At 54.6% G+C, this 19,721-nt stretch carries 10 protein-coding genes; 7 read left to right on the plus strand and 3 right to left on the minus strand.

Annotated features, from left to right (window positions below; all coding sequences use genetic code 11):
• Positions 1-2: 2 nt before the first annotated feature.
• The 3 genes from SH139x_RS09540 to SH139x_RS09550 are packed head-to-tail and all read right to left on the minus strand — an operon-like array spanning position 3 to position 3,281.
• Positions 3-1,295, minus strand: a complete 1,293-nt coding sequence (locus tag SH139x_RS09540; protein ID WP_488355034.1) for a lipase family protein — start codon at positions 1,293-1,295, stop codon at positions 3-5.
• The gene (locus tag SH139x_RS09545) at positions 1,292-2,182 is read right to left on the minus strand and encodes a hypothetical protein (RefSeq protein WP_488355035.1); all 891 of its coding nucleotides are present in this window, start codon (positions 2,180-2,182) and stop codon (positions 1,292-1,294) included. Before SH139x_RS09545 ends, SH139x_RS09540 begins: the two co-directional genes overlap by 4 nt.
• Positions 2,175-3,281, minus strand: coding sequence for a hypothetical protein (locus tag SH139x_RS09550; protein WP_488355036.1), 1,107 nt, complete (start codon positions 3,279-3,281; stop codon positions 2,175-2,177). Before SH139x_RS09550 ends, SH139x_RS09545 begins: the two co-directional genes overlap by 8 nt.
• Before the next feature lie 359 nt (positions 3,282-3,640).
• Between SH139x_RS09550 and SH139x_RS09555 the strand changes: the two genes are divergently transcribed.
• The 7 genes from SH139x_RS09555 (at position 3,641) to pglZ (ending at position 19,704) form a co-directional block, all read left to right on the plus strand.
• The gene (locus SH139x_RS09555; RefSeq protein ID WP_488355037.1) at positions 3,641-4,354 is read left to right on the plus strand and encodes a hypothetical protein; all 714 of its coding nucleotides are present in this window, start codon (positions 3,641-3,643) and stop codon (positions 4,352-4,354) included.
• On the plus strand, positions 4,341-4,895 hold the full coding sequence (locus SH139x_RS09560) for a DUF1788 domain-containing protein (protein ID WP_488355038.1): 555 nt from the start codon (positions 4,341-4,343) through the stop codon (positions 4,893-4,895). Before SH139x_RS09555 ends, SH139x_RS09560 begins: the two co-directional genes overlap by 14 nt.
• A gap of 3 nt (positions 4,896-4,898) precedes the next feature.
• A complete protein-coding gene (gene brxC / locus SH139x_RS09565; protein ID WP_488355039.1) occupies positions 4,899-8,348 on the plus strand; it encodes a BREX system P-loop protein BrxC in 3,450 nt (1,149 codons plus the stop codon).
• A 61-nt stretch (positions 8,349-8,409) separates the two neighbouring features.
• A complete protein-coding gene (locus tag SH139x_RS09570) occupies positions 8,410-12,066 on the plus strand; it encodes an Eco57I restriction-modification methylase domain-containing protein (protein ID WP_488355040.1) in 3,657 nt (1,218 codons plus the stop codon).
• The gene (locus SH139x_RS09575; protein WP_488355041.1) at positions 12,066-15,578 is read left to right on the plus strand and encodes a DNA methyltransferase; all 3,513 of its coding nucleotides are present in this window, start codon (positions 12,066-12,068) and stop codon (positions 15,576-15,578) included. The genes SH139x_RS09570 and SH139x_RS09575 overlap by 1 nt, the downstream gene beginning before the upstream one ends.
• Entirely contained in the window at positions 15,575-17,356 is a 1,782-nt protein-coding gene (locus SH139x_RS09580) for an AIPR family protein (RefSeq protein WP_488355042.1), read from the plus strand. The genes SH139x_RS09575 and SH139x_RS09580 overlap by 4 nt, the downstream gene beginning before the upstream one ends.
• Complete coding sequence (pglZ, locus tag SH139x_RS09585) at positions 17,353-19,704, plus strand: BREX-1 system phosphatase PglZ type B (protein ID WP_488355043.1); 2,352 nt, start codon at positions 17,353-17,355, stop codon at positions 19,702-19,704. The genes SH139x_RS09580 and pglZ overlap by 4 nt, the downstream gene beginning before the upstream one ends.
• The last annotated feature ends 17 nt before the right edge of the window (positions 19,705-19,721 follow it).

A 19,721-nucleotide genomic window follows, 5' to 3' on the forward strand; every position in this document is an offset into this window, starting at 1 on the left:
TATCAATTTAAGCTTGTTCGTTTTCCTACGGCCTGCGATTTGTCCTTCCCGCGAATCAGGAAATCTACCATTTCGCGGTAGTTGGCAATGAAGTGATCGGATGGCGTCGGTAACCACCCCTGCATCAATGGTGGTTCACCGGATGGAGCATTTGTCATTGGCGACTGCGGTTGCGACAAGTTTTGAATGTATGCATCCAGCTTGGCTTCTGAAAATGAATCAGGGAACTGATCGTTTTGTGTTTGCGTCGACTGAGAATCCGCTGCACCAAAGCTGCGTAAGAGGCTTCTCTCGGATCGCTCAATCTCTCCGTCACTATAACGCACCATGTGGCCAAAGTGAGTGAATGGATCAACTGCTCTCACGACCGGGTCCATGTCATTGACGAAGAAGACATACTTGCCATCGAGCTTGGGCTCCAAGAACCTGCGCATATCTGAACGCACAACCTTGGGCTGCCCGAAGGTCATCACGCCGGCAATTGGATACTTGTCATCGACGAGCAGGTCGTGGGCGCAAACGACCGAAAGCGCACCGCCGAGGCTATGGCCAGTGATCCAGACCTGCTTGGCCCTGAATCTTTCCAGTAAGTCGTTTACCTGCCGATGCATGGAGACACTGTAGCCGGAGCGAAAACCACCGTGCATCGAACCATTATCATTTGTCGACTTAATGAAGAGCAAGTCTTGAAGAACGTCGTACAGACTACTTTCGGTGCCCCTCAGAACGATGATTGCATGGTCGCCTGCTTTGACGACATAACCGTTCATCGACCCAGAGTTAATGGTTTCCGATTCAAAACCTCGGTCTTCAATTTTCGAGCGAGCGTCAACCGGATCAAGGTATGAGATTTGACACAGATCCCGCATTATCTCCATGACGGGCCAGTCCGCAGTTTTATCTGTTGTCGACCATGGGAGGTCCAGCTTTTCAATATCCGTCAAATCTCGGATCACGATGGGCTCCCAGTCGTTGCGGTCCTCCTTTCGGGTTTCGCCTGCCCAAGGGTTGCCGAACTGCCCCACCGAAAATGCCATAGCGGATGCAAGAAACGCAATGGCACTAGCGGCCAAAAGGAATCGGGCGAATTCAGGCTGTACGAAACGAGTTGCCGCTATCGCGAACATCAGGACTCCGGCTGCCGCCGCATGCGGGATCATGCCGGTGAAGTAAACACCGGCGGACGCGAATCCAAATGCCGCGAAAAGCGGAACCCAGCTCTTCCTCTCGGTAGGCTGCCGCCAAACCAAAACAATTGCCGCGCACAATAACGCATACCCAAGTGCAGTGGTCACTGGGCACCTCCTTCGTGTTGCTGTTGAAGCGAATGGCAGCCAACAATTGCCTTCAGCTGCGATTGCCATTTTTTTTCAAGTGACGGGCGTCTCCAAGTGTAAAGACAAGTCGCCGGATCCGGCCCACCACATCGCTCGAAATCATACGAATCGCCAAGAGCAAGCACCTCTTCGACGGGCAGCGACGCTCCTTTGACGAGTGCGTCCGCGATCCGATCGGTTGCTAAGAACGATAGGCAGGCTTTGGTCGCATGCTCGGCAAGCCGGAGAAGGAGTATGCCGAGAACCACCGAACAAAGGGCGTCGATAAAGTTAAGGCGTTGGCTCGCAGCTGGCGGCGAGGTAAGTAACGAAAGAAAGATGTAGATAGTAGCGGCAAGGGTTAGCAACGCGGCGATCACGGAGATACTAGCATGCCACTTCATCAGGCTTGACGTGTAGAATGCGCTACATGCATAGGTCTCCCTGAGTCGATCCGGTCCTACCGAACATTTTGCATCGTAGTAGTCATCAAGACACTGGATGGGCAGTTTGTCTGCTAACGACTCAGCCCAAGCCAAGTGTCGCTTGTCAGCATCAGCGTGCTCAAAATCGGACAAGTCGATTCCTGCTGCGTATGCCCTCAGAGATGAGCGCCGCCACGTTTGAGCATCGGAGCCAAGTTGATCTGCCCACAAACGACAGATCAATGATGCCACGGCGAGCGACAGGGCCGCGAACGGAATCAAGATTGGATTCGAGGGAGGATCGAAGATGCCCCACAGCGCGAGCGCCGCCGCGAAGAGCTCACAAGTCAATGCGACTCGGCGAATTCGTTTTGAGAGCTCGCTGGTGCCGCGGAACGCGCGGTGCACAGCCTCGGCATTCGGCAAGGATGGACTAGTCATTGATCGAAAACTCCTTGCCGAAGATTACTTGCCAACAGGCAGCCGCGTTTTCGTGATCGCCCTGCTGCTCGAAATTCACCGCACGGGCCGCGAGCAGACTGACCGCCTCTAGATTGCCGAGCTCGGCGTTCGTAACCCCACCGACTTCGACAGCGGGTGCTTTCGTTACCCACGACTGCTGATCACCCTCATTCGCCGCCTTCGATACTGCATCAAACGCAAATCGCACCGCGTCGGAAAGGGTTAGGAGCTTGCCGCCAAATTGGTTGTGTGTCATTAGCGCTCGAGATATCGCAAGCTCGATGTAATAGGATCCCAGTTTGGAATTGAAGCGGTAAGTACTCCAGTACTTCACGAGCTTGACGGCAGGGCGGTACATGCCGTCGAAGGCGTTCCGGAGATGGCTGGAGACTTCTCGATCAATCTTCGGGTTCGTCTGCATCCAGCCATCATTTCCATCAGGAATCAAGTAGAAATCTCGATCCGCGCCGCTCGGGTCGAAAAGCGAAAAACAGGGCACAACATCGAAGCCCAGGCCATCGCTGTTGTTGGTCGAGTCGATGGAAAACTGCGCGTTCACCGCCTGGCCGTCGATGGTGACCTTTGTTTTGTTGGGGTAGTGCCGATTGAGGACTTCGTAGAACCCCTTCAACAACTTCTTGGAGGAAATGCAGCCGCTTCCATCTGTCCAACGTGAATCATCACTCAGCAGCGGGTTTGGTTTCGACGAGTTGTCTGTCCGAACGTGGAATCTGCTAGTCAGTCCGCCCTCGCTGTAAACCAGCTGAACACCGTCAATCGGAAAGAAGACGTCGATGTCATCGAGCGGCCAGATCTTTACGTGTCGATCAAATGAACCGCCAATAAAGTCAGCGTCAGTGTTTTGAAGAATACGTGGGAATTCTGCGTCACGACCGTTCTCACCGACAAGAAATTCCCGCAGGTGCTGCTGGCTGACGCTCGCTCGGCCGCGAACCCCTTGTCCGATGTTGATCTCATTTTCGAGTAGGCGCTGAAACGCGCCGTTGATCTTTCTGCGAGCGGTTTGCTGGGCGTTGTAGGCCTTCGCCAGTTTGGTCAGCATGCTTTCGTCGTTCATTTTCCAGGTCCTTGGGTTGGTTAGGTGTTCCGCCTGGCACGCATTGGCGGCAGGCTCCGAGGTCGGTACCCGCGGTTGAATCGGTGTCTCGGATTGAGGACGACCGAATCAACCATGCGGGTGGGTGTTGCGTGAACATTACGCATAGACACCCTGCCCGTCAAATAGGTTCGCGATGTGCCGGCAAACTTGCCGGCACATTAAATCCGGTGGTTGACGGCCGGTGATTTACCGTGATAATGGGCGTAAATCAGCATCACAGGAGCTTGGCACGGGTGGACGCGTTTAATTCAGTTTCAGAACAGGCAGAAGAATTCGGCTTGATTGCTGGCCCCAGTGGGCCGCACTCCAGCCGAACGATGATGCTTGCTGAACTGCAAACGCTCCTGGATACGGTTCCGGCGGAATCTGATTTCGGGCAATTCCAACAAGCCGTTGTTGACGACAACCTGCTCGGCAAAGCGACCGAATCCAATCGAAAAGGAACTCTTCGGCGGCTTCGCGAGTTGTATGCGCTCGACAGCTCAGTTCCCTTGTTCCACGTCTTTCGCAAGCTGTGGGATCTCGACGAAGCATCGCAACCGTTACTGGCTGCGATCGTTGCCTATGCCCGTGACCCATTGTTCCGCTCGACCGCTGGTGCTGTGCTGGCTACACCAGGGGGCGCAGAAATAATCCGTCAATCAGTGACGGAAGCCATTGATCGTTTCAGCGATGGCGGGATGAGCGACTCAACGATTGATAAAGTTGCGCGCAACACATCGTCCACCTGGAGCCAAGCTGGACACTTGGTTGGTCGTGTTCGGAAGATCCGAACACCGGTGCAAGCGACACCCACGACGGTCACGCTTGCGATGTTGTTAGCGTTTGCAAATGGCCACCGCGGCAAAGCCCTATTGTCCAATGAGTTCATTGCTTTGCTTGATGCCGACGCGGAGACCGCGCGTGCGCGAGCCATTGATGCACGGCGGCTTGGTCTAATTGACCTGCGCGAAACCGATGGCGTTTTTGATGTCGGCTTCCTGCCTCTACTAACTCAACGCGAATGGAGAATTCTCAATGGGGCGAATTGAAGACTTGGCCGACAACTACGAGCGAAACATTTCAGCGCCGTGGCAGCGTAATCTTGCTGGCGCACAGAAAGCGATCTTCGTTGTTTATCCCAAGGAAGATGAACGCAAGCTTCGAGCCCGCATTGGTGAATTTGCTGTACGGACTCGCAATGCACAGCATGGCTGGAAAGAACTCGATGTGACCCCGATATTCTCAAAATGGATGTCGAAAGAAGAGTACCGGGAAATCTATTTTGAGGCCCCCGAAGATTTGAAATTGAAGCTAGACACCGAATTCCTTGACTCGGTTGTGGAAGCCATACGCGTCACTCTCACGGCGGATGACGCCGACGAAAACACCGTGGTTGCGATCTACGGTGCCGCCTCGCTTTACGGCTTTTTGCACGTCCATGAAGTGCTCGGGAAGGTTGCCAATGACATCAAAGGGCGGCTGGTCCTGTTCTTTTCAGGAACCTACGCCGACGGGGTTTACAGCTTGCTCGACGCCAAGTCGGGATGGAATTACCTCGCAACGCCCATCACGCACAGAACCGGAGAATAACCAATGAAGAATCGTGAACTTTTTGTGCGTGATCCGTCGTCTGCGGCGTTGATGAACAACGGGCAGGCTCGGATTAACGATGGATTGACTGAGCAAGAACGCGCGACGCTCCGTGAAGAGCTATCCAACTTTGTGTGCGAAGGGCAATACGAAGATGGGGCGGTTCGGATTCTCGAGTCCTACCTACGGCACTTCGACGGTACAAGCCAGCCCGCGTCTTGGGTCAGCGGTTTCTTTGGCAGTGGTAAATCTCACCTGTTGAAGATGCTGTGCCACCTGTGGGTTGATACTGAGTTCGTCGATGGTGCGCGAGCCCGGTCGCTCGTTAAAGATATGCCCGACGAATTAGAAGCGGCATTCAAAGAACTGGACACTTTGGGCAGGCGCCACGGAGGACTGCATGCGATTTCGGGGACACTTCCCTCGGGCGACAACGAGAGCGTTCGCTTGACTGTGCTTGGAATGATCTTTCGTTCCAAGGGGTTACCCGAGAAATTTGCGCAAGCCTCGTTCTGCCTTTATCTGAGAAACAACGGTTTCTATGACCAAGTAAAAGCCGCCGTCGAAGCCAAGGGCAAAGATTTCTTTCGTGAATTAAATGACCTCTATGTCAGTCCCGTTTTACACGATGCATTGATCGGAGTTGACGACGGATATGGCGATCGCCGGACAACGAGACAAACGATCAAGGCGGAGTTTGTTCAGCCGGACGATGTCTCCACTTCCGACTTCATCCAAACGATCCGAGAGGTGCTGACCGAAGACGGCCAACTGCCCTGCACGATCATTGTCTTGGACGAAGTTCAGGTTTACATCGGCGACGAGCAGGATCGGGCAAGGGACGTGGTCGAAGTTGCCGAATCGCTAAGCAAGCAGCTTGATTCTCGGGTCATCGTGATCGGCGCTGGCCAAAACGCTTTGAGTTCACAGGCTCCACATTTCCGGTGGCTGCAAGACCGCTTTACGATCCCTGTCGAATTGTCCGACGCGGACGTTGAAACAGTAACACGCCGAGTTTTGCTGCAAAAGAAACCGGAGCACGTTGCGGAGATTCGCAAGTGCCTGGACCTGCACGCTGGTGAAGTGGAGCGGCAACTTTCGGGAACTCGAATCGCCAGCAATAACAGTGACCGAAGTATCATCGTTGATGATTATCCGTTGCTACCTACTCGACGGCGTTTCTGGGAGCATGTCTTTCGCGCCGTTGATCCGACTGGCACCAGTGGGATGCTTCGCTCCCAATTGCGAATCATTCACGATGCGCTGCATGAGCTATCCGACCAACCCATGGGGACCGTTGTCCCGGCGGACTTCATGTTCGACCAACTGCAACCCAACTTGGTCCAGCAAGGCGTGTTGCTGCGAGAGCTGGACGAAACCATTCGCTCCCTGGATGACAATACAGACGATGGCCGGCTGAAGCGTCGGCTATGCGGACTGATCTTTCTTGTCCGCAAATTGACGCGTGATGCCGGCTTCGACATTGGTGTTCGCGCCACCCCAGAAATGCTCGCCGATCTGATGGTCAGCGACCTGCGGGACGATGGCTCTGATCTTCGTAAACGAATCCCCGCCTTGCTTGAGCAACTCGTGGAAGATGGAGTCTTGCTGAAAGATGAATCCGAATACAACCTGCAAACGAAAGAGTACTCGGACTGGGATCGTGAATTCCGAAACCGGGAATCCCGTTTGCGAGAAAAAGACGCCGAAATTCACAACAAACGTGACGCGCTCATTCGCGCCGCCGCCAACAGCGCGGTCAAGGGAGTCCAACTTGCTCACGAAGGCGAACGCAGAGAAAAACGAAACCTATCGATTCATTTCGGCGACGAACCACCCGAAGTAGACGGCGCGTCCGTTCCGGTCTGGATTCGCGATGGATACAGCACCAGCGAAAAGAGCGTAGTGGATGCGGCGCGTGCCGCCGGTACCGACAGCCCAATCGTGTTCGTCTATCTGCCGCGCGGAAACGCCGATGGACTGAAAAACCAGATCATTCGATACGAGGCAGCGACGGGCACGATCCAGTTCAAAGGAGTCCCCAGCACTCCCGAGGGTGAGGAAGCCAAGAGTGCGATGGAGACCCGCGAAAAAGATGCGGTAGCGCAGCGGAATGAGTTCATCGATGAGATCATTGATGGTGCCAAGGTCTTCAAAGGTGGCGGCGCGGAGGTCAATCCGATCACGCTGGATCAGAAGATTGCCGAGGCAGGCAAAGCGGCATTGGTGCGAATGTTCCCCGAGTTCAAGGACGCCGACTACAAGAACTGGTCCGTTGTCATGAGTCGTGCCAAGGCCGGCGATGAAACACCGATGCAAGCCATCAAATGGAATGAAGAAGCCAAGCTGCATCCGGTCTGCAAAGCGATTTTGCGTGAGATTGGGGCGGGCTCGGAAGGGCGTCAACTTCACAAAAAGTTTGGTGAGACCCCGTATGGATGGCCGCAAGATGCCGTCGATGCAGCGCTGATGGCTCTCCACAACGCAGGAGACGTGACGGTTCGCTCCGGTGGAGAGAGTGTTTCGCCGGGCAAGCTCGATCAGACCAAAATCAAAAAGGCCGAGTTCCGACAAGAGTCTCGAGTCATCTCCGGACGGGAGAAGCTTGCGCTTCGAGGCTTGTTTCAAGCTGCTGGAATTTCCGCACGCCCTAGTGATGACCTGGAAGCAAAGTCCAGCGAGTTCATTAATCAAATGTTGACGCTCGCCAGCAAGGCGGGCGGAGAGGCACCATTTCCGCCTGCGCCCGACACTCAGAATTTGCTGGAACTGAGAAACCACGCTGGCAATGAGCGTCTTGCGAAGATTCTTGAACAGGCCGCTGCACTGAAAAAGTCGGCCGAGCAGTGGTTGGCAATGGGCGAGCTGGCCGACAAGCGGGAGCCGCTGTGGAGGAAGCTCGGTCAATTCATCCAGCATGGAAACTCACTTGCGGAAACAAATGAAATCGTTTCGGCTGCTGACGGTATCCGCAATGACCGATTGTTGCTCGATGCCACTGACCATGTCGGTGGTCTTGTCAAGCAAGCTGCTGGCGTGTTGCGCACTGCGGTAACCGATGCGCACTCGAAGTTTCAATCCACGCACGCTAGCGAGATGGAAACGCTGAATGAAAATGAGGTTTGGGGCAAGATCGACGATGCAAAGCAGCAATCGATCCTTCAGGGCCATGGCATCGCAAGCGTTCCCAAGATCAATGTCGGCAGCGACGACGATTTACTGCGAACACTTGATTCCACCCCACTGTCTTCGTGGAGTGACAAGACCGATGCGCTCGCGAGTCGTTTTGCCAGCGCAGCGGCCGAAGCTGCCAAGCTGATTGAACCCAAGCTACAGCGAGTCCACCTATCCAGTGGCACCCTGAAAACAGCCGACGATATCAAGGCCTGGCTCGCCGAGCAAGAAACTGTGCTTGTCGAAAAACTGAAGGCCGGCCCAGTCGTCATTTCGTAAGCCAGTCCCGTTCGCCGAAAACTTTTTACTGGCGGCTTAACTTATTTCGCAGCAAGACATAATGGCATCACTACCCAGCGATCTACGCAGGAAACTTGAAAAAGCGGTCGTCGAAGCGCGCGACGTCGCTGAGGCGGGCGCTCGTGATGCACTGCAAGCATTGACAGTTCACGAAGCGAAACGTGGCGATCATGTGTCGGGGGAATCTGCCGAGTTAAGAAATCGTTTACGCGCACACGCCCGTCAACTGGGTGATGCTCGTGCTGCCAATGGAAGTCAGCAGATTGATCGCCTAGTCGCCGAATGTGCGTATGAGCATTGGCACCGCATGCTGTTTGCGAGGTTTCTCGCGGAGAACGACTTGCTGATTGAGCCTCACTCGGGTGTCGCCGTTTCGCTGGCAGATGTCGAGGAATTAGCAACCGAGGAAGGATGCAATTTGTGGGAACTCGCCGCCTCCTTTGCCACTAGGATGCTGCCGCAGATATTCCGGGTTGATAACCCGGTATTGGCCGTCGCATTGCCGAGCGAAACGCGACTCAAGTTAGAGGAAGTACTCGAGTCTTTACCCGTCGATGTATTCACTGCGTCCGATTCACTTGGTTGGGTGTATCAATTCTGGCAATCCAATGAAAAGGACCGCATCAATGACTCGGAAGTGAAGATTGGTGCTCGCGAGTTGCCGGCGGTAACGCAGTTGTTTACCGAGCCCTACATGGTCAGCTTTCTGCTGGACAATTCGCTCGGAGCTTGGTGGGCCGGCAAACGTCTGACTGAGGAAGACCTCCGCACGGCAGAAAGCGAGCAAGAATTACGTGACAAAGCGGCATTGCCTGGAGTGCCGTTGTCATATCTGCGGTTTGTGCGCGCTTCGCAAGCCGATCCGCAGTGCGATGCTGGAGGTCCAGAAAACGCAAGCTCCAGCGACGACGCTGCCAGCTCGAAAGATAATCCCTGGCGAATTGCAGCTGGAACTTTCAGTTCATGGCCGGACTCGCTGGCTGAGCTGAAGACGCTTGATCCGTGTTGTGGCAGCGGTCACTTCTTGGTCGGTGCGCTTTTGATGCTGACTCCGATGCGGATGGAGTTAGACCGATTGTCGTCTCACGAAGCAGTAGATCGGGTGCTGAGCGAAAACCTTTACGGGCTGGAGATCGACCAGCGTTGCGTCGAACTGGCAGCGTTTGCGTTGGCTTTGGCGGCTTGGCAGTTTCCTGCAAGTGGTGGATACCGTCCACTGCCCGAGTTGAACTTGGCGTGCTGTGGCCTAAGTGTCAGCATCCCTAGAGAGGAATGGAAAAAGCTCGCTGGTGATAACGACCAGCTTAGAATCGCACTCGACTGGATGTACGACGAACTTAGAAATGCACCGGTCTTGGGAAGTCTTTTGAATCCTGCGAAGAGCATGGGGGCAAAGGTCGTAGAATGGGAAAACCTAGAGCCGTTGATCGAATTGGCGCTTGCTAAAGAAGTCACGGACGAATCTTCGGAAGCCGTCGTCGTTGCGCAGGGGCTCCTGCGAGCGGCGCGCATCCTCTCTCGAACCTACACGCACGTTATTACGAACGTACCGTACCTTGGTAATGGCAAGCAGCATGGCATTCTGCGTGCATATATTGAACAGCACCTGACAAATGGCAAGGCGGACTTGGCGACCGCCTTCGTACTTCGCTGTCTCGATCTTTCTGATGAAAACGGCACTGTGACATTCGTGTCGCCACAAAATTGGTGGTTCCTTGCCAGCTACGAGTCTTTTCGTAGAGCGGTTCTAAAGTCAACCAAATGGCACTATGCCATCGCGCTTGGTGAAGAGGCGTGGCAAATATTTGGTAACAGAGGCCCCCGCACAACATTGGTTTCATTCTCAAAGTGCATGCCTTCCGGAACCGACCAGTTTGCTGCCTTGGATGTGTCTTCAGAGTATGGCGATGATGTTGTGACGTTCGATCAGAAACTTTGCTTGCTCCAGGGCACGGCATCGGATCGCGACCACGAAGTACGGTTCGACCTTAGTTCGCTACAGCAGTGCGAACAGTTAGACAACCCAGCTTCGAGAATAGTCCTAAGCGTAACAGCTCGTGGAAGTTATCTGTCCGAATATGTTACCTGTGGAGAAGGAAGTTCCACTGGTGACAACGGAAGATACGTCCGACAGTTTTGGGAGCTCAGCCATCGGACAAGAGACTGGATTAACTATGCGGGTGGGGACGGTGCCTCGCGATCATGGCATGGTCGTGACCTTTGGATTCAGTGGGAAGACGGAGAAGGCGAACTGTCGCGAAGTGAAGGCGCTCGAATTCAAAACACGCACCTTTGGAATGGGACGGGCGTTCTAATTGGCCGAATTCGAGGGATTACGTGCACGCGTTTCTCTGGCGGAAGTTTTGACAAGGCCTGCGTCGCGGTTTGTCCACGACAAAGCGAATGGCTAGCGCCTCTGTATTCGTTTCTCTCTTCATCCGAATATGAAAGTGCTGTACGGCAAATCGACCAGAAAGTCGCTGCTTCTACTTCGGCTATGACCAGTGTTGTTTTCGACCTCCCTCACTGGGAGCAGGTCGCAACCGAAAAGTTTCCCTATGACCTTCCGGAGCCTTATGTGGACGACCCTACACAATGGATTTTCCATGGGCATCCGGCGGATTGCTCGGATGCTCTCCAAGTCGCGGTTGCTCGGTTGTTGGGATATCGGTGGCCGGCGGAATTGGATGAGTCGATGGAATTGGCGGCGGATGCACGAGCATGGACGGAGTGTAGTCGTGAGCTGACAGACTTGGCCGACAACGATGGCATCGTTTGCATACCTGCCGTAGGAACCGAAGGACCGGCAGCAGATCGTCTGTTCGAGGTACTGCGTCGTGCGTTTGACGACGGCAAGAGAATGGAGGCAAAGTTGCAACAGCATCTCGATGCGGGTGATAGCGATGAACGGCTGACGCGAGCGTTGCTGCAGCGCCATTGGAAACCATTGCTGCCTAAAGATTTCAACCAGTGGCTCAGCGATGTGTTGAAACAGGCCAGTCATGCCGGCAAGTCGCTCGAAACCTGGCTCCGCGACAAGTTCTTCGACCAGCACTGCAAACGCTTTAACAACCGTCCTTTCATCTGGCACGTTTGGGATGGATGCAAAGACGGGTTCTCGGCGTTAGTGAACTATCACGAGCTCGCTGGCCCCAACGGGCGTCGCGTTCTTGAGAAGCTGACGCATAGCTATCTCGGTGCCTGGATCACTCGGCAACAGGATGAAGTCAACCGCGAGGCCGAAGGTGCCGACGCGCGGTTGATTGCGGCCAAGGAACTGAAAACACGGCTGGAAGCCATTTTGAAGGGTGAGCCACCCTACGACATCTTCGTCCGCTGGAAACCGCTGCACGAGCAACCGATCGGCTGGCAGCCCGACCTGAACGATGGCGTTCGTTTGAACATCCGTCCCTTCATGTGCCGTGATATTCCCGGCGGCAAAAAGGGAGCCGGCATTCTGCGTGGCAAGCCCAACATCAAATGGACGAAGGACCGAGGCAAAGAGGTGGATAAGCCCAAAGTAGATTTTCCATGGCTCTGGAGTTGGGATGAGGAAACCGTGGACTTCGCCGGCGGTGATGACTTTGATAAGAACCGTTGGAACGATTGCCACTACACCAATGCGTTTAAGCAAACGGCACGTGATTCGGCGGCGCTGAATGCGGCGAATCACACGCCAACCGAGGAGGTGGTTTGATGGCTTCGACGAACAAGAACAAGCAGCTGGCTGATGGGCCGCTCGACAGTGGGCTTCGCAAGCAACTGGAACGGATGGTCGTTCAGGCTCGGCGAGTTGCGATCGCTGGGGCGCGCGAGGCGATTGAAGCGCTGACGGTGGACCAGGGTAAACGTGGTGCTCACGTTACTAGCGAACCACAAATCAGCTTGCGCAATCGGTTGCGGGCGCATGGTCGTTTTCTGGGCGATCGTCAGAATTCGCAATCGGGCCAACAGACCATCGACCGGTTGGTCGAGGAATGCGCGTACCAACATTGGCATCGCATGTTGTTCGCACGCTTCCTCGCCGAAAATGAGCTTTTAATTGATCCTGAGTCGGGGATGTCTCTCGCTATGCAAGGAGTTGACGATCTAGCTCGAGACCTGGAGGAGAATGTTTGGGATTTGGCGGGTCAGTACGCACAGACTCAACTGCCAGCCATCTTTCGCGACGACAATCCTGTGCTGGACGTGGAGCTATCGCCAGATTGCAAGAAGCAACTCCGCGAATTCGTCCAAGAGCCGTCAAACGCGAATTCAAAGCTCGGGTTGCCTGCCGAGGTGTTTGAGGCCAGCGACTCTTTGGGGTGGGTGTATCAGTTTTGGCAGAACGAAGAGAACGAACGAGCCAATAAATCCGAAGACAAAATCGACAGCTCAACGCTGCCCGCGGTGACCCAGTTCTTTACCGAGGACTACATGGTCATGTTCCTGCTGCACAACACAATGGGAGCGTGGCATGCTGGCAAGGTGTTGGCTGCAAACCCGTCGCTTGCCGAGTCGGCGGAAGATGAAGACGAACTGCGCCGCGCCGTTTCACTCAGCGAAGGCGGTGGCTATGAGTTTGAATACCTACGGTTTGTTCGTGAGCCGGCGGCTCTAGCCACGGGTTCCGACGACGAAGTCGCTGCAGAGAACACCGGCCCGTGGCGGCCGATGGGTGGGACGTTCGACGGGTGGCCTGCATCGGCGGCCAAGCTGAAAGTCATTGACCCATGCTGTGGCAGCGGACATTTTTTGGTCGCGGCGATGGAATTGTTGGTTCGACTTCGCATGCATGAAGAGGGACTCGACCTTCAGGCCGCTATCGACGTGGTACTCGAAGACAATCTGTTCGGACTGGAGTTGGATAAACGCTGCACGCAGATCGCCGTTTTCAATTTGGCGTTGGCGGCTTGGAAGTTGGACGGCAAGACCTATCGCAAGTTGCCTTCGATGACGATCGCGCATGTGGGCCAGTCGATCAGCGCGACCAAGCCGCAGTGGATGGAGTTGCTGAAGGAAGCACGCGGCGAGGACGAGAACAACGACAGTCTCGGTTTCTACTGGGGTCAGCTTTACGACATGTACAGCCAGGCCTCAACGCTCGGCAGCTTGATTAACCCTCGACGTTTCCTCGGTAGTCATCAGTTAAACGATTCGCAGATGCAAGAGCTATTCAACCTGCTCGAAACCGCGGTCGCCGCCGATCCGAACACCGAAGCAGAGTCCCACGAGCTGCAGCTTGCGGCGAAGGGGTTGGCAACTGCGACGAAGTTGCTGGGAGATCAGTACCACTTGGTGCTGACGAATGTGCCGTATTTAGGGCAAAAAAAGCAATCTAAGATATTAAGAAAGCACATTGAAACCTTTTACGTTCTGGGTAAAGGAGATCTTGCAACGGCGTTTGTTCTGCGATGCCTCGAGTTCTGCGAGGAACGCAGCACTACGGCTTTTGTGGCCCCACAGAACTGGATGTTTCTTGGCACTTATTCGTTGATGCGTGCGCAGTTGCTTGAGTCGCGAGAATGGCGGATCGTTGCGCGACTCGGCCCACGGGCGTTCGATACGATTTCTGGTGAAGTTGTAAATGTTGGGCTTGTGTGTTTGACCAATAGTATCCCAGACAACGATTTTCTGCTGTACGGTACAGATGCGTCGGACGGACGTAACGCTGAAGCAAAACGCAATTGTTTGTTGACTAACGAGCTGCTTGTTACGCCACAGTCGAATAGCGCCGCGAATGAAAATCACACTATAAGTCTCGAGAGCCTCCATTTCGGCAAACCGCTACGAGTTTTTGCATCAGCGCCCCGAGGAATAGTGGCAGGTGACAAAGACTTCTGGGTAAGGCAGTTCTGGGAGATGCAGACGTGCGGTGAACGTTGGCGTTTTCTTCAAGGTCCGGTTAACAAGACTACACACTTCGGAGGTCGCGAGTCTGTTATTGACTGGAGCACAGAAGGTGATGGCATGCTACGACCGGGCTTAGCAAACACCTCGTACGGACGTCAGGGCGTGGCGGTTAGTCAGATCGGAGATCTTCCATCGTCGCTTTATAGTGGCGATCTGTATGACAATTCCCTGTTTGCCATTGTTCCTGAGGACGAATCAAAGCTGCTTGCGATTTGGGCGTTTTGTTCGTCGGATGCGTATGCCGAACTAGTTCGCAAAGTAAACCAAAAGTTAAGCGTCGATCCGAGTCATTTGATTTCTGTTCCGTTTGAGTTTGACCACTGGGATCTTGTTGGAAGGAACAAGTATCCAGACGGCCTTCCCGAACCAGAAAGCGACGATCCAACTCAGTGGCTCTTTCATGGCTGGCCTTCTGAGTCCACTTCACCGCTTCATGTCGCCGTCGCACGCTTGCTCGGGTATCGCTGGCCGGCGGAACTCGATTCGGAAATGCGATTGAGCGATCAGGCACGCGAGCTGGTCGGTCGCTGCAGCCACTTGGGCTCTCACACCGATGATGACGGCATCGTCTGCATCCCGCCTGTACGCGGTGAGGACATTGCGGCCGATCGGCTCGCTTCTCTACTAAACGCGGCGGGCGTGAAGACGGACGAAAACCTGGAAGATTGGCTTCGCAATCGCTTCTTCAAAGAGCACTGCGAACTGTTCGATCATCGGCCGTTCGTCTGGCACATCTGGGATGGCCGCAAGCAGGATGGTTTCCACGCACTGGTGAACTACCACCAACTGGCCGGCCCGCGCGGACATAAGTTGCTCGAGCGTTTGACTTACAGCTATTTAGGCGACTGGATCGAAAGACGCGAGGACGAAGTGCGCCGCGATGTAGCCGGTGCCGAGGCTCGTTTGCTGGCCGCACGTGAACTTCGCGAGCGGCTTGAAGCAATTCTGACGGGCCAACCACCCTACGACATCTTTGTCCGCTGGAAGCCGATTCACGAGCAACCGATCGGCTGGAACCCAGACATCAACGACGGCGTGCGCATCAACATCCGTCCCTTTATGGCAGTGGACATCCCCGGTGGCCAAAAGGGCGCCGGCATCCTGCGTGTTGCACCCAAACGTATGAAATGGGGCAAGGATCGTGGCAAGGAACCGAAACGCCCAATCGACGAGTACCCATGGTTTTGGAGCTGGGATCAAACGACGGAAGACTTCGCCGGGGGCGACAAGTTTGACGGACTGCGATGGAATGATTGCCACTACACCAATCAGTTCAAACAAGCCGCCCGTGATTCAGCGAAGGAGACGTCGGAATGAGTGATGCAAAACCCGCTGAACAGAATGCAAAGCCAACGAGGTTGCCGGCAATTCAGGTGGAACTGGTTCACAAACTGGTGATGGAGATCGCCGAGGAATGGAAAGAGGAACTCGACAAGCTACTTGATCCTGAGTCCCGCAAGTCGGAGGCGGACATGGTTCAGCGTCGGCTTGCGCTTGCTTTCGTTCACTTTTCTCTCAAGGTCGCCTTGGGAATCTCTGACGAAGAGGCGATCGCATGTTTGACAGACGGTTATCGAGATTTTGGAATCGACGCCGTCCACATCGGCAACGTCACCGATTCCCATTTCGAGATCACGATTGCTCAGGGCAAATACGTTTTTGATCCGGCGAGCGCTGTCGGAAGCATCTTCCCCGAGAATGATGGAATCAATGTAGTGATCCCTAGCGTCCGTTTCATCGCAAATCCGGACGCAGAAATTCCAGCCAACCCTCGACTCGCAACCAAGATCGAACGAATTCGATCGCTGGAGGCAGACGGGTTGATTCCGCGGATCAGAGTCTTGATTTGTAACAACGGCTTGTGCTGGACCGAGGATGCCCAGCGACGAATTGATATGGAGAACTTTGGTGACCACGTGGAGTGGCTTCACGTTAACCCCGATCACATTGCCGGCTGCTTGACTTCCACCGAGGCGATCGAGGAGCGGTTGCAGTGGACTGGAGCGTATCTGTACGAAAAGTTCGGGGACATCCGTGCTTTGGTTGGACGAATGAAGGTGTCGGAGTTAGCTTCGCTGGTCAATCGTCATGAAACGGCGTTGTTTGACCAAAACGTTCGTCGTTTTCTCGGCTTCTCGAAATCCGGAAGCCGCGTCAATCCAGAAGTCAAGGCAACGCTGATGGATGAATCGGACCGGAAGAATTTCTATCTCTACAACAACGGTCTGACGATTGTGTGCCACAAGTTTGATTTCAACGACCAACGAAAGTCGGACCTGATGATTCAAGTCACAGGACCGAACGTCGTCAATGGAGGCCAAACATGCCGCATCATTCAGCAAACTCATGCAGAGGCGGCAATCTCCGGCAATGAGCTGGAAGACGCGAGCGTGTTGGTGCGATTGTACGAAGTGCCCAAGGATAAGCCGGAGCTTGCGTCTCAGATCGCGTTGTCAACGAATAACCAAAACCCCGTTGATCTACGCGACTTGCGCAGCGGCGATTCGATCCAGCGTGCGATGGAGCTTGCGGTACAGAGCTACAGTTACTCGTATCACCGGTTCCGAGCCGACAAGATCGTACGCGGTGCGAAGAAGATACCTGCTCCTTTGGCGGCAGAGGCCATTTTGGCTGTGTGGCGGAAGTTGCCGTTTGAAGCGAAGTCACACAAGAAAGACCATTTCAGCGACAAGTACTATCAACGCATTTTCAAATCCGATTTGACTGCAGGTCAATTGATCTTGGCAACCAAGATTCTGCGGCTCTGCACAAGCCAGTGCTCGGCGAAGGAGTCTAGTGTCGAGGTTTGCAAACATGGTTCGCACCTGATCGCGATGATTGTTGGCGGCCTGCTGCTGTCGGATACGGGTGTTGCCTTTGACCAAATTCAACGTGAGCAATTCGATGGGTTGGACTCCTTTTTTGAAATGAACGATACGAAGCTATTCGATCGCGCCGTCGCAATCCTGGAGAACAGCGTGAAATCATTTCCTAATTCAGGAACACTCTACAGCGGCTCGGAACTATCGAAGCTGTTCCGAATGCCCAAGTTCAAAGGGCATGTCTTGTCTTCGATGAAAGGAGCCTCGGCATGACGCTGATCGAATCAATCATTGAAGGACTGGACACAGCGACACGATGTGCGAGCACAGAGGTGCCGCCGGTGGCAGTGATGTGGACCGATACCAAGGAAGAATGGAGGCCGCTGATCGACCACCTTCGCGGCCGGTTGCCGCAACTGGTTCAATTCGGCAAGGAGTACGATCCCGAAAATCTTACCGGGCCGGCGGTTTGGTTGAAGTGCGTGATAGAACGGACTTTGCCAGAGGTCAATTTGCCGGCCGACAAAATACCCATCATCTACTTGCCAGGTGTCAGCCGGCAGGAGCTACGTGCGGGAACTCAATGCCCGCCGCTGTTGCAGCCCCTGGTGGAATTGCTGTATCGCGGCAGCGTATGGACCCAGAAGAATGGCAAGGATTGGACAGTCGAAGCCATGCTGGTCGCCAAAGAACGACCTGGTTTGGGATTGGATGTTGCTGGGGACACGAATACTAAGCGTTCGATGTTGGCTTCTCTGTCTGTTCTCGCGGTGACTCCTGTTGCCAGGATGCAAGGTCGGCGGCTGGAATCCGAAGATTTTGATAAGTTGATGATTGGGGACCATCCCCGTGACTTGTTGCGTTGGATGAGCGATCCGGAAGGCATTCGCAAAGAAATGGATGCCGGTCAATGGCACGCGTTTTGTAACCGCTGCCGTGACGAATATGGGTTCGATCCCGATTCCGACGGGGAGCTTGTTGCCGGCGAAAAGTTTGGCCTGCAAGAAACGAGCCAATGGGAAGGTTTGTGGAGTCGGTTTCGCGAGTCACCCTCGAGTTATCAAACGTTGGAAGGATTGCTTGGGCGTGCCAAGCCCTCCGGCCGGGTTGACGTTGGGTTTGATCGCGAGGCGTGGCCCGATGAAAACGATCAAGACGAGGCTGCTCTGCGAAAGTCGCTAGCTGGACTCGATGGCGTGGACGCCCGAAGTGCGCGAGTGGAAATCTCAAAGCTGGAAAAGCACCATGGTGTCCGCCGAGCGTGGGTGTGGGCCACCCTTGGCAAAGCTCCGCTCGCGCACGCCCTCGCGCATTTGAACGACTTAGCCCATCGCACTGCATCACACTTGGGCGGCGATTCTCGCGATGATTTGGAAAAACAATACGTCGAGAGCGGCTACTTAGTTGACGATGCGGCGCTTCGTGCATTGGCATCGGTGAAAACTGCCACGGACTCGTCGGCGGTCGAACTGGCGGTGCGTGCGATGTATTTGCCGTGGCTCGAACAGGCTGCTGAGCGGTTGCAAGAACTGGTGCAAGATAATCCATTGCCGACTTCGCTCTCAAGTGATCGACCTGAGGTGGTTTCGGCAGAGGTTGGTTCATGCATTTTGTTTGCGGACGGTCTGCGTTACGACTTGGCGCAACGCTTGTCGGTGGTGCTGGCGGAACGTGGCTTGCGTGTCGAAGAGAGTCGTCGATGGGCTGCGCTGCCTTCAGTAACTGCAACCGCCAAGCCGGCGGTGACGCCGATCGTGAAGAAGATCACCGGCGTTGGAATCCCAGATAGCTTCATGCCAGAACTTGCGGATGATCCAGGTAAATCGCTGACGTTTGCACGCCTTCAGTCGCTTTTGAAGACGGAAGGTTATCAGATCATTCCGACAGGCGAAGTCGGAGAACCGACGGCGAAGAAGGCGAGAGGCTGGTGCGAATTCGGCGACATCGACAAACGAGGTCACAGCCTACAGGTCAAGTTGGCTTCGATCATTGAGCAACAAGTGGAACTACTCGCTGATCGGATCGACGAACTATTGAGTGCGGGGTGGCGCCAGGTACGGGTGGTGACCGACCACGGTTGGTTATTGATGCCGGGCGGGCTGCCGAAAGAGGATTTGCCGCGATACTTAACGGAAGCGAAGTGGTCTCGGTGCGCGACGATTAAGGGTGAGTCCAACCCGAATGTTCCCAAGGTGCCGTGGTACTGGAATCCGCAAGCGGAGTTTGCCAGTGCACCTGGAATTCGCTGCTTTTCTGCCGGTCACTTTTACCAACATGGCGGTATCAGTCTTCAGGAGTGCTTGATTGCAGACTTGACGGTAGGGCCAGACTCGTTGCCATCCAGACTGGAAGCGTCGATCACGAAGGTGGATTGGAAAGGGCTGAAGTGTCGCATCACGGTCGAGCCTGTTTCGTCAGGTTTGCGCGTCGATCTGCGAAGTAAGCCAAATGATTCGGGTTCTTCCATCACTGATGGGGGCAAACCGCTTGACGGCAGCCCAACTGTCACGCTGTTTGTGGAGAACGAAGACTTGGAAGGGACCGTTGTCGCCATCGTGGTATGCGACGAGAACGGCCAACTGATTGCGAAACAAAATACCACCATCGGTGGAGACAACTAAACCAGCGGTTTCTCCCG

Origin of the sequence: Kothea flammea (genome assembly GCF_052161645.1) — a bacterium.
Classification (GTDB): Bacteria; Planctomycetota; Planctomycetia; order Pirellulales; family Pirellulaceae; genus Laterigemmans.

Bases quoted from the DNA above. Each gene is read 5' to 3' on its own strand.
- SH139x_RS09545 (WP_488355035.1), bottom strand. From the start codon at position 2,182: ATGACTAGTCCATCCTTGCCGAATGCCGAGGCTGTGCACCGCGCGTTC.
- SH139x_RS09550 (WP_488355036.1), bottom strand. From the start codon at position 3,281: ATGAACGACGAAAGCATGCTGACCAAACTGGCGAAGGCCTACAACGCC.
- SH139x_RS09555 (WP_488355037.1), top strand. From the start codon at position 3,641: ATGATGCTTGCTGAACTGCAAACGCTCCTGGATACGGTTCCGGCGGAA.
- SH139x_RS09560 (WP_488355038.1), top strand. From the start codon at position 4,341: ATGGGGCGAATTGAAGACTTGGCCGACAACTACGAGCGAAACATTTCA.
- brxC (WP_488355039.1), top strand. From the start codon at position 4,899: ATGAAGAATCGTGAACTTTTTGTGCGTGATCCGTCGTCTGCGGCGTTG.
- SH139x_RS09570 (WP_488355040.1), top strand. From the start codon at position 8,410: ATGGCATCACTACCCAGCGATCTACGCAGGAAACTTGAAAAAGCGGTC.
- SH139x_RS09575 (WP_488355041.1), top strand. From the start codon at position 12,066: ATGGCTTCGACGAACAAGAACAAGCAGCTGGCTGATGGGCCGCTCGAC.
- SH139x_RS09580 (WP_488355042.1), top strand. From the start codon at position 15,575: ATGAGTGATGCAAAACCCGCTGAACAGAATGCAAAGCCAACGAGGTTG.
- pglZ (WP_488355043.1), top strand. From the start codon at position 17,353: ATGACGCTGATCGAATCAATCATTGAAGGACTGGACACAGCGACACGA.